General features: G+C 45.3%; 13 protein-coding genes. 9 read left to right on the plus strand and 4 right to left on the minus strand.

Going from position 1 to position 15,070, the window contains the following annotated elements:
* The first annotated feature begins 549 nt into the window (after positions 1-549).
* Entirely contained in the window at positions 550-3,552 is a 3,003-nt protein-coding gene (locus EKN16_RS23800) for an S-layer homology domain-containing protein (RefSeq protein WP_125662992.1), read from the plus strand.
* Between the two features lie 256 nt (positions 3,553-3,808).
* On the opposite strand, the gene EKN16_RS23805 is transcribed toward EKN16_RS23800, so the two are convergent.
* Complete coding sequence (locus EKN16_RS23805; RefSeq protein WP_125662994.1) at positions 3,809-4,018, minus strand: response regulator; 210 nt, start codon at positions 4,016-4,018, stop codon at positions 3,809-3,811.
* A 292-nt stretch (positions 4,019-4,310) separates the two neighbouring features.
* On the opposite strand from EKN16_RS23805, the gene EKN16_RS23810 reads away from it, so the two are divergent.
* Complete coding sequence (locus tag EKN16_RS23810) at positions 4,311-5,489, plus strand: GNAT family N-acetyltransferase (RefSeq protein ID WP_125662996.1); 1,179 nt, start codon at positions 4,311-4,313, stop codon at positions 5,487-5,489.
* A 112-nt stretch (positions 5,490-5,601) separates the two neighbouring features.
* Here EKN16_RS23810 and EKN16_RS23815 read toward each other — a convergent pair whose 3' ends face one another.
* Positions 5,602-6,351 (minus strand): SDR family NAD(P)-dependent oxidoreductase, encoded by a 750-nt coding sequence (locus EKN16_RS23815; protein WP_125662998.1) that lies wholly within the window; start codon positions 6,349-6,351, stop codon positions 5,602-5,604.
* A 216-nt stretch (positions 6,352-6,567) separates the two neighbouring features.
* Between EKN16_RS23815 and EKN16_RS23820 the strand changes: the two genes are divergently transcribed.
* The 7 genes from EKN16_RS23820 to EKN16_RS23850 all read left to right on the plus strand — a co-directional run bounded on the left by EKN16_RS23820 (position 6,568) and on the right by EKN16_RS23850 (position 13,205).
* Positions 6,568-7,191: a TetR/AcrR family transcriptional regulator gene (locus EKN16_RS23820; RefSeq protein WP_164522965.1), complete on the plus strand. Its 624-nt coding sequence runs from the start codon at positions 6,568-6,570 to the stop codon at positions 7,189-7,191.
* A gap of 31 nt (positions 7,192-7,222) precedes the next feature.
* Positions 7,223-8,233 (plus strand): ABC transporter permease, encoded by a 1,011-nt coding sequence (locus EKN16_RS23825; protein ID WP_125663000.1) that lies wholly within the window; start codon positions 7,223-7,225, stop codon positions 8,231-8,233.
* Positions 8,226-9,101, plus strand: coding sequence for an ABC transporter permease (locus EKN16_RS23830; protein ID WP_125663002.1), 876 nt, complete (start codon positions 8,226-8,228; stop codon positions 9,099-9,101). Before EKN16_RS23825 ends, EKN16_RS23830 begins: the two co-directional genes overlap by 8 nt.
* A gap of 32 nt (positions 9,102-9,133) precedes the next feature.
* On the plus strand, positions 9,134-10,753 hold the full coding sequence (locus EKN16_RS23835; RefSeq protein ID WP_125663004.1) for an ABC transporter substrate-binding protein: 1,620 nt from the start codon (positions 9,134-9,136) through the stop codon (positions 10,751-10,753).
* Positions 10,754-10,816: 63 nt separating this feature from the next.
* Positions 10,817-11,794, plus strand: a complete 978-nt coding sequence (locus EKN16_RS23840) for an ABC transporter ATP-binding protein (RefSeq protein ID WP_125663006.1) — start codon at positions 10,817-10,819, stop codon at positions 11,792-11,794.
* Entirely contained in the window at positions 11,791-12,759 is a 969-nt protein-coding gene (locus EKN16_RS23845; protein WP_125663007.1) for an ABC transporter ATP-binding protein, read from the plus strand. The genes EKN16_RS23840 and EKN16_RS23845 overlap by 4 nt, the downstream gene beginning before the upstream one ends.
* A gap of 23 nt (positions 12,760-12,782) precedes the next feature.
* On the plus strand, positions 12,783-13,205 hold the full coding sequence (locus EKN16_RS23850; RefSeq protein ID WP_125663009.1) for an OsmC family protein: 423 nt from the start codon (positions 12,783-12,785) through the stop codon (positions 13,203-13,205).
* 151 nt (positions 13,206-13,356) lie between these two features.
* On the opposite strand, the gene EKN16_RS23855 is transcribed toward EKN16_RS23850, so the two are convergent.
* Both EKN16_RS23855 and EKN16_RS23860 read right to left on the minus strand, forming a co-directional pair.
* Entirely contained in the window at positions 13,357-14,556 is a 1,200-nt protein-coding gene (locus EKN16_RS23855; RefSeq protein ID WP_125663011.1) for an MFS transporter, read from the minus strand.
* Positions 14,557-14,665: 109 nt separating this feature from the next.
* A complete protein-coding gene (locus EKN16_RS23860) occupies positions 14,666-15,064 on the minus strand; it encodes a VOC family protein (RefSeq protein WP_125666607.1) in 399 nt (132 codons plus the stop codon).
* Positions 15,065-15,070 lie beyond the last annotated feature (6 nt).

Genomic DNA, 15,070 nt, shown 5'->3' on the forward strand with positions numbered 1-15,070 from the left:
TCCCAACCCGTCTTCATCATGATCGCTGCTGATCCTGGATGAGAAGGTATTTTAATAGAAATGTAAGTTGACTATGGCTGTCCCAGGATATTCTCAAATCGGACAAACAAAGCTGCAGACCAATAGGTCTGCAGCTTTGTTTGCATTCATGCTTGTAACGGTCGTTTATGTGAAACCATTTATACGGCGTCCACTTAACTTTAACATAGTTTGGATATTATTATGAATGGAATACAAATATTTCCGTGACTTAAGTCATGACATTGAATACAAAAATAGATAATTATATAGTATCCAACATTTTTCGACAAAATATTCAAAGTAAGAGGTATTTATATAGTGAAATAGGTATTTATACAGGGTATATAGTCCTGATTTCCTATAAATCATAGATTAAACCTTCTATCTATGCTAAAATCTCCCTAATATCGTCTTTATTAACCAAATTAATTAATTGTCAGAATGAGATATTTCGAGAGAAGTGAACAAATATTTCACCATCTCTATGAGATATAGATTAACAAATTTAGAAGTATCAGGAGGAGAAGTATGAAGAACAAATCAATCATGAAGTTAGTTTCATCATTTTTACTTGTTTGTATGTTATTGTCTTCAGTTAGTGTGGCTTTTGGCGCCACAGCAACTACAACATCAGATATAAAGGGTCATTGGGCAGAAAGCCAAATTAATGCCTGGATTGAAAAAGGATTTATTAAAGGGTATTCAGACGGTAGCTTTAAGCCGGATAACACGGTCACTCGAGCAGAATTTATCGCATTGATCAATCGGTCTTTTGGATTCACTGAAGAAGCAACAATATCATTCACTGATGTGGCTTCAAGAAATTGGGCCTACACTGAAGTAGCTAAAGCTGTTAAAGCGGGCTACATAACGGGTTTTACAGATGGAACGATTGGGGTTAACAAACTGATAAGCAGACAAGAAGTCGCTGTTATTGTCGATCGATTGTTGAAGCTCTCTGCTACAGCTAGCGCTGAGAATTCATTCAAAGATACAAAATTAATTGCTAGCTGGGCGAAGGATGCAGTAAATGCTTCTGTAGCTAAAGAAATATTGAAAGGCTACCCAGCAGATAATACGTTTAGACCAACAAATTCAATTACGCGTGCAGAAGCAGTCGTTACATTGGATCGCGCAATATCATTTGATAAGGTGACTTATAATACTGCTGGAACTTTCGGCCCTGCCACTGGTGTGGAAACAGTTAATCATGATGTTGTGATTAATACTGCTGGCGTAACACTACGGAACATGATTATTAATGGCAAGCTTACTTTCGCTGCAGGAATTGGCAGTGGGGATGCAGTATTGGATAATGTTACTGTTAAAGGTGAAACTTCCGTCCAAGGCGGAGGAGAAAACAGTATTCACTTTAAAAACTCCGTTCTCCTTACGATTACTGTAGAAAAGAAAAATGGAATTGTACGTATAGTAGCAGAAGGAACAACAACTGTTGCGCAAGTAATCGTTAATTCACCGGTAATCATTCAAGAAACGGATGCAACTGGATCCGGCTTCAGTAATGTTAAATTGTCAGATCTTCTTCCAGAAGGCGCTAAAGTAACTTTAAAAGGTACTTTTGATAATCTTGAAGTTGATGGAAATAAAATTAGCGTAAACATTCCTGAAGGTAGCGTTCAAAAGGTTACAGTAAATACAACTGCAACAGGTTTGATTCTTGATCTTGGTAAAGATGCGAAAATTGTAAGCCTAATCCTTGATGCAGTAGCTCAGTTTTTAGGAACAGGTACAATTGAGACTGCTACTCTTAACGCCATAGCTAAAGCAGGTACAACATTTGAAAAACAACCAAACAAAATACTGGATGCAGGTGTAACACCGACACCAACTCCACCAACAACACCAACAACGCCTGTAAACGTAGCTAACGTAATGAGTTTGCCAGCATTAAAAGTAGCGTTAGCGGATTCTGTAATAAAAACAATTAATATTACAGGTGATATCAGCACAACAGAAAAAATCATTGTAAGCCGTGCCGTAACCATTAATGGTGGAAATCATACCGTAACTTTCACAGGCAATGCACTAGGATGGAACGGAAATTATGTATTCCAAGTCTACAATGTAACGGGTGCAACTGTATTTAATAACATCAAAGTAACGGGAGCAGATGCAGCAATCTTAGTTAATGGATCCAACGTAACATTAACAGGAACAGTTGATGTATCTGTAAATGAATTTGGTGGCATTGAATTAGGCAAAGGCGTAGGCGTAGATACACAACCAGCTTTAACTATTACAGGAGCAACACTTGTAAATACAACAGAAGTATACGGACAACCAACAATATGGGAAGACGGCGTAGATGTAGATAGAGTAACAGGTGGGAACTTAACTAAAGTCACAAAAGGCTCCCAGCCGCAATACTATGTAACTGCTGGGCACTCATTAGATCCAGTAGCTAATGTAGCGGATTTGCCAGCATTACAAGGAGCACTAACGGACTCCACAAAAACAACGATTAATATTACAGCAGATATCAGCACAACGGATAAAATCATAGTAAGCCGTGCGGTAATCATTAATGGTGGGAATCATACTGTATCCTTCACAGGTAATGAATTAGAAAAATGGAATGGAAATTATGTATTCCAAGTCTATAATGTAACGGGCGGAAATCAAGTTGTATTTAATAACATCAAAGTAAGTGGAGCAGATGCAGCAATCTTAGTTAATGGATCCAACGTGAAATTAACGGGAGCAATTGATGTATCAGGAAATGAATTTGGTGGAATTGAATTATCAAAAGGCGTAGGAGTAACTACACAACCAATCCTAACTATTTCAGTAGGCGCAGTACTTACAAATAAATCAGAAATATATGGACAACCAACGATATGGGAAGACCCATCAAATGAAAGTATTGCAACTATATCGGGTGGAGCTACTTTAACAAAAATAACAAAAGGCTCCCAGCCGCAGTACTATGTAGATGCGGAGAAATCATTAGATCCAACAACCGTAGCTGAAGTAGAAAATTCAGAAGAATTAAAAACAGCGTTAGAAAATCTTACAAAAACAACTATTAAAGTTACAGCAGATTTCAGCACAGCAGAAAAAATCATAGTAAGCCGTGCTGTAACCATTAATGGTGGAAATCATGCCGTAACCTTCACAGGCAATGCAGTAGGATGGAACGGAAATTATGTATTCCAAGTCTACAATGTAACGGGTGAAACCGTATTTAAAAACATCAAAGTAACTGGAGCAGATGCAGCAATCTTAGTTAATGGATCAAACGTGACATTAACGGGAACTGTTGATGTATCTGGGAATGAATTTGGTGGTATTGAGTTAGGAAAAGGTGTAGGAGTAAATTCGCAACCGTTATTAAATATTGCAGGTGCAACGTTTACAAATTCATCAGAAAAGTATGGACAACCAACGGTATGGGAAGATGGAGTAGATGCAAACAGAGTAACAGGTGGAACTTTAACAAAAGTCCCAAAAGGCTCCCAACTACAGTACTATATAACTGTTGGGAATTCAGTAGACCCAACAATTGTTTAGATCCAAATATCTAAGCTAACGTAGCCGAATAGAAGCCTTAAAGGTGGCTGTCCCAAAAGTCACTTCTCAAATTTTTGTGCCCCACTTTGGATTATAACGATAAGAAAAAGAAGCCTCCAGCTCCACTTTAATAGTGGTTCTGGAGGCTTCTTAATTTAGGTTGTGTCATCTATACCAATGGACTTTTGGCCTTTTCGATCTTCATGAGATTTATCGTGACGTCTCGAGAGAGAATAGAAGCGTATTTGAGGGGCCCTCATGACTGGTCATATACTTTTTGCACTTGTTTGAGAAAAAGGACTACGTCCCTGATATCAGCTTCACTAAGCTGGCTAGACCGCTGGATTGCCAATAGTTGTTCTACATACTGCAAGGCTACCGTTGTATTGCCTTCCTGCCAATTGATGAGAAGGATCAATTCTTTACGAACCATCGGTTCATCGTCAGCGATCAGCACTTTATTCACGGTAATCCTCTGGCTCGTCTACCTTAGCAGTGTGCCTCATTTTACCTACTCACTGCCTGATGACACGGTTATCGTTACCGAACTGACCATTACATTGAAGAGGATAGGACTTTATGTTGAATCCTATGAATAAACCCGTTACAATCGTCATAGTCGGCGCGGGAAATCGAAGTATGATCTATGATTTTATTAGCATTCAAACATTGGAACATATCTAACGGCAGGATTCGTCCACACCAATAGAAAGCTTTAAACGCTGTGTCGTGGATAAGAGAAAGGGGAATGATTGGGCATGGTACAGATCAAACAGCTGACATTGGAACAATTCGAGGAGCGAATCGCACTAACTCAGTTTGCTTTTCAAATGGAGATGTCCACGGAGGGAATAGAGGAAGCCAGAGCATCTTTCCGGCCGGATTTGGAATGGGGTGTCTTCGATGAACAGGGGCGTCTACAGTCCATGCTGACTATCTACCCATTTGAAGTGTGGATACAAGGGCAGGCTATTTCCATGGGCGGTATTGCCAGCGTAGCCTCTTGGCCGGACTCCCGGCGGCAGGGCGGTGTCTCCAAGCTGATGATACATGCGCTTGCTACGATGAGAGAGAATGGGCAGACGATTAGTATGCTTGCCCCTTTTTCCTTTTCCTTTTATCGTAAGTATGGTTATGAAATGGTTGTAGAGCGAAAGGCATACACGATGGAGACCGCGCATATTCCTCCCCGCGTGGATGTGCCGGGACATGTACGCCTAGTTGAGAAACGAACAGAACTATTCAGTGGTATATATGAGGCTTATGCTTCTCAGTATAGCGGCATGCTAAAGCGAGATGACAACTGGTGGAAGCGAAAGATTTGGTCCAAGTCCGGCAGTGCGGCTATCTATTACGGCGAGAGTGGGGAAGCGGAGGGATACGTGATTTATCAGGTCACGAATCGGACGTTTACCGTGCATGAGTGGGTAGAATTAACCGATGCGGCCCGTATGGCATTATGGAGCTTCGCAGCCAACCACGATTCAATGATTGACAAGTTGACCTTGACGGCATCCATGGACGATTCACTATCCTTTCTCGTGCCGAATCCCAGGTTCAAGCAAGAGGTCGTGCCTTACTTCATGTCACGTATCGTGGATGTCACTAGTTTCGTGGAAATGTATCCATTCTCTCCCTCCAATCAGGAGGAAGCGCTGCTTCTTAAGCTGAGTGATGTACATGCACCATGGAATGATGGTGTGTTCCGAATGGAGTTCTCAGCAAAAGGATCAGCCCGGTTGGAGAGAATGAACGGTACGGGAGCCAGTCTGCCTGCTGTGCAATGCGATATTGGGACGCTGACGGCGTTATTAGCTGGAAACCGGAGACCGGATATGCTCAGACGGGTCGGCGGGCTTCATGGGGATGCAGCGGCGATGGAGCTGCTGGAACGGAGAATTCCCAATCGCCATACCCACTTAATGGATTTCTTTTAATGGTAACACAACGAACCCCTATATTAATTATCAGCAATGGTACTCCTAAGGCTGCATTAGTTTCGAGTATAAATAAGAAAAGGGCCAACGAAATATTCGTTGGCCCTAATAGTTATTTAAAAGAAGCATAGCCTTGATCTGCCATCACAACACTACCGTTAATTGCTTCAGCATCTTTTAGAGATATGAGGTACACGGTGTTGGCAACCGACTCAGGCTTGGTCAATTCCCCGCCCATTACGTTGGCGCGCATTTTATTAAGCAAGCCGTTATCTTTAAAGCCTTGAATGATAGGGGTATCGACGGCTCCAGGCGCCACTGCAACTACGCGAATACCGTAAGGCGATAGCTCAAGTGCAGCTGATTTACTCATCATGATGACAGCACCCTTCGTCGCATGGTAAGCGAATGTACCTGGTGAAGCTAGGAAACCGAAGACAGAGGCTGTGTTAATAATGACGCCTTTGATACCGAGATCCTTCATCTTGTTACCAGCAGCCATGATCCCATAGGCAACGCCATGTTGATTGATGTTGATCGTCCGATGATACAAGTCCATGTTTTGTGTCAGCACAGGTCCTGCTCCGCCAATACCAGCATTATTAAACATGACGTCGATTCCATCATAGATTTCGACCGCTTTATCTACAAGCTTCTCAACTTCTTGTTGTTTAGAAACGTCCACTCGAATGAATACGGCTTCTCCGCCTGCATTTTTTATGAGTTGAACCGTCTCTTGTCCGCCTGTCTCATTATAATCGGCTACCACGACTCGATCGCCTTCTCTTGCGAATTTCAAGCATGTTTCCCGACCAATTCCACTAGCTCCGCCTGTAATCACAACCACTCTACTCGTATGCATACGAAAAACCTCCAGTGTATGAATAGTTATTTACTTCATCACTTGTTTTTATTTACACATACATAAGTAAAACTAAAGGTGGTCACATACATGCAGCTGGAGCAGTTAGCATTTGTTATTGAGGTAGCTTGTTGACAAAAACCGACTAAACCGATAAGATATAAAAATATAATTGACTGACCAGTCAATCTGGAAGAGGTGATTATCATCGCAAGCATGAATCAGCCTACTCAACGGGATTTGAGAAAGACGCAGTTACTGGAAATCGCAGTTGAGCGCTTTGCCAAATACGGTTACCAGAACACGAAAATCTCGGATATCGTTAATCAGGCAGGCGTGGCGCAAGGAACGTTCTACTGGTATTTCAAGAGCAAGGAAGTTGTTGCGCTTGAAATTATTCAGTCCGGAAGGGAGCGGTTGCTTGAAGTTATAAGAAAAGGTTATCGCAGTGAAGGCGGTTCTGTTCAGGATATGGTTACGGGCTCGCAGCGTCTGTTGGCTGACATCTTCCGATTCGCGCAGGAGAATCGATATTTTATGGAGCTGCTGCTCACAGGTAATGGAGAAGAAGAGGCGATTCGTAACGCATTTCGGGAAACTCGCATCGAGATGGAAGAAGCGTTCAAATCCAATATCGAGCGTGCAATGGAGCTCGGGATGCTGCCGGATACGATAGACTTGCATATGCGTGCGGCGCTGCTGGTGAGTCTTATCGAAGGAATCGTAGCAAGGTGGCTGTTCGGGCCTGTACCTCCAAATTCGGATTTGGCTGAGCGAACGGTAGAACAAATGGCTGCAGAAACGGTTCGTTTTGAATTTTTTGGATTGTTAGGCATATGACAACGGTACGTATAGGAGAGGATGATGTGAGATGCTGACGTATGTGTTGAGACGTATAGCCATGATGGTTCCAAGCGTCGCCGGAATTATCATGATCACCTTCATCCTGACTAGGGTACTGCCGGGTGATCCCGCCCTGATGATAACGGGAGAACAAGCCCTACCGGAGTTCGTAGAAAAGGTTCGAGAGCAATACGGGTTTAATCAACCGCTGCTTGTTCAGTTCTGGGACTACCTCAAGCAGCTAATCAGGGGAGACTTCGGATTTGCTTGGCATACGGGACACTCTGTGGCTGCAGACTTTATTTCACGCTTCCCTGCCACGTTAGAGCTTACATTTGCCAGCATGGCGATTGCTTTGATCGTAGCTTTGCCACTGGGCATTATTGCGGCATCTCGGCAAAATTCTATTTTTGACCATATCGCCCGTGTTCTCTCGTTCCTAGGTTCTTCGGTTCCGATCTTTTGGCTGGGGCTGCTGTTAATTACGTTGTTTTATTCGAAGCTGGGCTGGCTGCCCGCACCAATAGGTCGTATTAGCGCGAGTATTAATCCTCCAACTCATATAACGGGTTTGTATGTGCTGGACAGCTTGCTTAGTTGGGACTTGGTTGCGCTGAAGGATTCTCTCCTTCATCTCTTGCTGCCCGCATTCTGCCTGAGTATGGGGACAATGGCAATCGTGACGAAAATGATCCGAGCGAGCATGCTTGAGGTCATCCGGCAGGACTTCATGAGAACAGCTAGGGCAAAAGGGTTGTCAGAGCGAGCTGTCATTTACAAGCATGGTCTCATTAACTCCTTGATTCCAACGTTAACGGTAATTGGCCTTCAATTTGGTTATCTGCTCGGAGGAGCCGTCATAACGGAGACGATCTTTGTGTGGCCGGGAGTCGGCAATTACGTAACGGAATCGATTCTCTCCGCAGACTATGCGCCTATTCAAGCGATGACGCTCATTAGCGCGGTATTGTATGGCTTTTTAAATCTCACAGTTGAATTGCTTTATGGGGTGCTCGATCCTCGGGTGAGATATGAATAGGTCGATAGGGAAGTCAATTCGCGTCTTCTTGAGGAAAATAATACGAAGACGGCTAGTGTTCGTCGGTCTGGTCTTCGTTCTGTTATGGATCGTGCTGGCGCTGCTGGCTCCATGGATTGCGCCATACGGGCCAAACGAGATACGAACGGAAGACAAGCTGCTGCCGCCGAATATGGCTCATTGGTTTGGCACTGATAATTTTGGACGGGACATTCTTAGCCGTATTCTCTACGGTGCGCGGGTGACGGTATGGACAGGCATCGTATCGGTCGGTATTGCTTGTGCCGTTGGGGTTCCGCTTGGCGCTATTGCTGGCTATTTCGGAGGGAAAGTTGGCAATCTCATCATGCGTGTGATGGACACACTGCTGGCTTTTCCATCTCTAATCTTAGCCATGGCGCTTGCGGCATCGATAGGGCCTGGGCTGCTCGGCGCACTGCTTGCGGTCGGAATTGTGGCCATTCCGGAATTTGCACGCTTGATGTATGGACAGACCGTCGTCATTAAGGAAAAGGAATTTATCGAAGCCAGTAGAGCCATTGGTGTACGGAATAAATCGATTCTCTTTCAGCATGTCCTGCCCAATGCATTTGCCCCTTTAATCGTGCAAATTACGCTTGGGCTAGGTTCTGCCGTATTAACGACGTCCAGCCTTAGCTTTATCGGTCTGGGGGTAAGGCCTCCGACTGCTGAATGGGGAGCCATGATCTCCTATGGACGGGATTATATTATTTCAGGCGAATGGTGGATGACGGTATTTCCCGGCATCGCAATCGCTTCAACGATATTCGGTTTTATTTTGCTGGGGGACGGACTGCGCGATGCTCTTGATCCGCATGGACGCTCCTCCAAGAAGGAACAGAGATAGATAACCTATAACTTACATTGGGAGTGGACGCTATGAAACAACAAAAGTATTTTATCTTTATTTCTGCCCTATTGGTTGTGCTGCTTCTATCCGGCTGCGCCAAGAGCTCGAATCCAAAGGAAAACACAAGCCCAAGCACCACTGGTGAGACGCAAACGAATACACCAGACACCTCTAAACCTGCAGCGGGAAAAACAATTACGATCGCTTACTCGCAGGGTGCTGGACAAACAATGGATCCGCATGATGCAGGCGATTTAACCTCTGCTTCCTATGCTTTTGCCTTGTATGATCAATTGGTAACTAGCGGAACGGAAGAGAAAGACGGCAAGACATTGGGCCGTACGGATCAAATCGTTCCTTCTCTAGCTGAGTCATGGAAGGTGTCCGATGATCTTAAGACGTACACATTTGTCCTTCGTGATGGCGTGAAATTTCAAAGCGGCGAGCCTGTTAATGCTGATGCGGTTGTATATTCGTTCGAGCGGGTTCAGACCAAAGGTGAAGGCGGATCTCTATACACGCTTGCGAACCTGAAATCGGTAACCAAAATCGATGATAAGACCGTTGAATTCAAGCTTGGAAGTCCGAATCACTTGTTCCTGAAATATCTGGCGACCTTTTCGTTCTCGATCGTTGATCCTTCCGTTGCCAAGAAGAACCCGGAAGATTACTTGACCCAGCACTCCGCAGGCTCTGGTGCTTTTACGTTGGAGAAGTGGGATCCAGCTACCGAAGCGGTATTCGTAGCTAACAAGAACTACTGGAAGGGCGCTCCGAAAGTCGACAAAATCATTGTGAAGTTCGTAGCGGAAGCTTCCAACCGTGAATTATTCCTTGAAAAAGGAGACGTTGACGTCGCTCTTGATATCCCAGCGAAGGATGTAGAGAGCCTTTCGAAGAAGGATAACCTGACGATTAGCTCAGAGTCCTCGAACCGAATCGTTTACTTGGGAATGAATGCGAAATTCAAACCGTTCGACCAGTTGAAAGTAAGACAAGCCATTAATTACGTGATTGATCAACAGAAGCTGATCAAGGACGTTGTGTATGGTCAAGCATCTCCGCTGAAAAGCTCGATTTCGAGCAAATCACCAGCCTTTACTTCCGAAGGCTATGAATACAGCTATGATTTGAATAAAGCCAAAGCCCTTCTGAAAGAAGCGGGCTACGAGAAAGGCTTTACCTTCGATCTTACTGTGAACTCTTCTACTCAGGATTATGAAGATATCGCAGTTCTGCTTAAAGCAGAGCTTGAGAAAATCGGAGTGACACTGAACATTAATAAAGTAGCACCTGCACAATATCGCGAGCTGATTAATAAGAAAGCAGCGGCAGCTTATCTAGGCAAATATACGTCGCTTGTGAACGACCCTTCTTACCATTATGGATTTCTCTTAGATAGCAAAGGCGCTTCCAACTACACCGGCTATTCCAGCAAGGTTGTCGATGATTTGTTGGCAAAAGCGAATGTAGAGCCAGATGAGGCGAAGCGGACGGAGCTGTACAAACAAGTTCAGAAGCAGGTTACGGCTGATTCTCCGTGGGCATACCTTTACGAAAGTAATTTGATTGCTGGCTTGAACAAGGATGTGAAAGGGTATATCTTCTACCCGGACGAGATCATTCGTTTCAGCTCACTGTACAAATAAGGAGAAGACCCCCGAGTGGCACGGGGGTCTTACCTACTTTTATCTCTTCTGTAGGAGGCAGCTATGACGAAGCTTTTGGAAATCGATCAATTATCTATCGAATTCGCGGGTCCTTCGGGGCCGATTCGGGTGGTGAGCGGCATCAGCTTGGACATTGAGCCGGGTCAAACACATGGAATCGTTGGGGAATCAGGGAGCGGGAAAAGTGTGACCTCCTTATCCGTTATGCGATTGCTGCCCAAAGGTCAGGCGCGGGTCGTGGAAGGTGATATACGTCTGAACGGGCAGAGCTTGCTTGAGATGTCTGAATCCCAGATGCAAAAGGTTCGCGGCAATCGAATCTCTATCATCTTCCAGGAGCCGATGACCGCCTTGAATCCGGTATTTAAGATCGGCCATCAAGTTCGAGAAGCGATTCGCCAGCATACGAAGAAGAGCAAGCGAGCAGCTCAGAAGGAAACCATCGGACTGCTGGGCGAGGTGGGAATATCCTCGCCCGAGCAAATTGTGGACGTTTATCCACATCAGCTATCTGGGGGAATGCGCCAGCGGGTAATGATTGCTATGGCTATGGCCTCGAATCCGGAGGTACTGATCGCTGATGAACCGACGACGGCATTGGACGTTACGATTCAGGCCCAAATTCTTGACCTGATGAGGAAACTCCAGCAGGAGCGGGGAACGGCAATTATTCTTATTACTCATGATCTAGGTGTAGTAGCTGAAATTTGTGATCGGGTCTCTATTATGTATGCCGGTCAAATTGTTGAACAGGGGGATGTGAAGACACTGTTTAAGGAGCCTAAGCATCCTTATACAGCTGGCTTACTGAATTCTATGCCTCAATTCACAGGTAAAGAGAATCGATTGCAGGCGATCTCCGGACAAGTTCCCCATCCTACGGAATATACCGCTGGATGCCGCTTTGCGGTTCGATGCCCTTCTAGAATGGATGCCTGCGATATTACCGAGCCTGCGCTATATGATTTCGGCAGCGGTCACAGGTGCAAATGCCATCTCTATAGGGAGGGATTCGAATGAAGCCTATTCTCGAGATAAAGGATTTAAAAAAACATTATCCCGTGAAGAAAGGGTTATTCGGTCGCGTGAGCGGGACGGCCAAGGCGGTGGATGGCATTTCCCTCACCATTGATAAAGGGGAAACTTTTGCTATCGTAGGCGAATCTGGCTCAGGAAAAACAACGCTCGGTAAAACCCTGCTGCGCTTAATTGAGCCGACGTCCGGAAGCATATTCTTCAACGGAACAGACATCACGGAACTGGGTGCTGAACCAATGAGGAAGCTTAAAACAGATATGCAGATTGTGTTTCAAGATCCGTATGGTTCGCTGGACCCCAAATGGACCATTCGCCGTACTTTGGAGGAGCCCTTGCGCACGCATTATAGCTTGCCTGCTCAAGCCATCACGGAAAAAGTGGATCACATCCTGGAGGTTGTCGGTTTAACGCCGCAGCATGCTCTTCGGTTTCCGTATGAATTGTCAGGCGGACAGCGTCAGCGAGTCGGCATTGCAAGGGCACTCATTCTGGAGCCCAAATTCATCGTATTCGATGAGCCTGTATCAGCGCTGGATGTATCGATTCAAGCGCAAGTCCTGACTTTACTGCAGGATTTGCAGAGCCGTCTATCCCTCACGTATTTATTCGTTTCTCATGACTTATCCGTTGTTCGGTATATTAGCGATCATGTGGGAGTCATGTATTTAGGCAAAATGATGGAGGTCGGGCCCACGGAGGCGTTATTCTCGAAGCCGCTTCATCCGTATACACAAGCCCTTATCTCGGCTATTCCGCAGTCCGATCCAGATAAAAGAAGCGAGAGAATCGTGCTCTCGGGAGAAGTCCCAAGTCCACGTAATCCGCCTTCCGGATGCGTATTTCATACCCGTTGTCCGCATGCCATGCCGCAATGCCGCACCATCCAGCCTGAATGGCAGCAGATTTCTGAGGATCGGTATACCGCTTGTCATTTATATAACAATTAAAGAGAAAGAAAGTGGGTTTTATTATGCAGGTAACAACAAAATGGCAAGGCAAAAAGTTTTTTCAATCGACAGGGCCTTCTGGCTATACAATCAACATGGACGCAACACCTGCTTGGGGAGGAGAGGGCAACGGAGCTTCACCAATCGAGCTGTTAGTGGCGAGTTTGGCTGGCTGTATCGGTATGGACATTACGTTGATTCTGGAGAAATTCCTGCCTTCAATCAAGCAGATTGAAATTATTGCAGACGGAGTCCGCAAGGAAGAAGCTCCAAAAGGATTTGCCTCCATCGAGCTAACCTTCAAGGTGGACGGAGATATTCCGGATTACCGAATATGGAAAGCGATCGAGCTGGGAACGGAGAAGTACTGTTCGGTATCCGACTCCTTGAATGCCGTCATTACGCATAGACTCGTTCTTAACGGCGTGGAAGTGTACAAAGACTAAGCTAGTTGAGCATTCTCAGGGGTAGAGACATTGAGAGACATTTTATTATGAAATGTCTCTTTTTATTTGGACCAAGATAGCGGCGTCAAGACGCAAAGATCCCAGCTCAGAGTAGAGCTGGGATCTTTGCTGATGAATCATATTTTTAGAATTATGCCACGGCGTTCCTGCGTTCCACAATGTAACAGGCTATTCCGATGCTTAGGCCAAGCCCAACAAGCAGGGCTCCAACCCAAGGGAGGGAGGTTAGGCTTAGATGAGTAATGACCCATCCGCCAATGAAGGCACCAGCTGCATTTCCCAGATTACCAGCCGAATGAGTAGCGGTAGAGGCAAGTGCTGGCGCTGACTTAGCTAGACTCATAACCCGTACTTGAAGCCCAGGCATCACCGCGAAGGAAGTAGTCCCCCACAGAAAAATGGTCAACACAGCAGCCATTGGACTATGAACCGTAAAGGTAAAGAGCGTAAGAATGGCACATGTCGTAAAATAAAGTCCCAGCAGCGAGGGCATCAGCTTCCAGTCTGCAAGCTTCCCGCCAACGATATTCCCGATCGTTACACCACAGCCGAACAAGACCAGAATCCAGGTTACACGGTGCTCGGCAAAACCAGTCACTTGCTCAAGCAGCGGAGTGATATAAGTAAATACGGCGAATAGACCAGCATTGCTTAATGCGCCCATCAGCAGGTATAGCATCAGCTTGGGCCGGATGAGAGCAGTAATTTGCTGTGCAATACTGGCTGGCTTGTCTTGCCTTAATTGCGGAATGAAGATAAATATACCGATTAGTGCTATAACCCCCATAATTGCAATCGCACCAAACGAAGCTCTCCACCCCATGTTTTGTCCGATAAATGTACCCAGAGGAACCCCGATGATATTGGCAATGGTTAGACCCGCCATCATAATGGACACGGCCCCGGCACGTTTGTCCGGACGTACAAGATTGGAGGCGATGACGGCTCCAACTCCGAAGAAAGTACCGTGAGTTAATGCCGTAATCATACGAGCTGCCATAAGAACGGCATAGTTCGGAGCGATTACAGAAATTCCATTACCGAGAATGAATAGTCCCATGAGCAGACATAGCAGCTTCTTTTGCGGAATTCGGTGGGTGAGAATCGTTAGTATGGGAGCGCCGATCGCTACTCCCAGAGCGTACATGGTAATGAGTTGTCCTGCCGATGAAATACTAACATGTAGATCATCAGCCACATTGGGCAGAAGACCCATGATGACAAATTCAGTCATTCCAATCGCAAAGGCACCTACGGTAAGAGAGAGTATAGAGATGGGTAGAGGCTCTTTGACTGTTTGTTTCTTGCTAATACTTGAAGTTAAATTCATGGATGTCGTTGTCAACCTTTCTTCTTATGTGAATAAATCACAAGTAACGGAGAAATTCCCCTTGATAATCATAATGCACTTAAGACTTACGGTAAAGTGGATGTCTTGGTCAACAATGCGGGGATTTCCCTTGCAGCCGCCATTCAAGAAATTCAAGGCGATTACCGAAGGGGTCATTTAAATAGAAACGTTTGACGCCCTCATCCTGTCGTGCATCGTCATCCATTACTTGTATATGGTTGGTCAGCAAGTAATCACGTAAATGCTCTAAGTGGAGGACAGCAAACGCTGGATGTGCCTTTGTGGCAGGATTGAAATCCTTTTGAACCCCTATATGTACTTGATGATTGCCACACTGAAACCAAACACCGCCGCGTTTTCTCAGGTTTTCGGGTTTGGGCAGTTCTGTCCAGCCTAATAGTTCCGAGAAAAATCTTCTCGCTTCATCTTCACAGCCTTCAGGAGCTGCTAATTGAATATGATCAATGCCACAAAATGAAAAATCCATCATAAG

This window comes from Paenibacillus baekrokdamisoli (genome assembly GCF_003945345.1).
In the GTDB taxonomy this organism is placed as follows: Bacteria; Bacillota; Bacilli; order Paenibacillales; family Paenibacillaceae; genus Paenibacillus_Z; species Paenibacillus_Z baekrokdamisoli.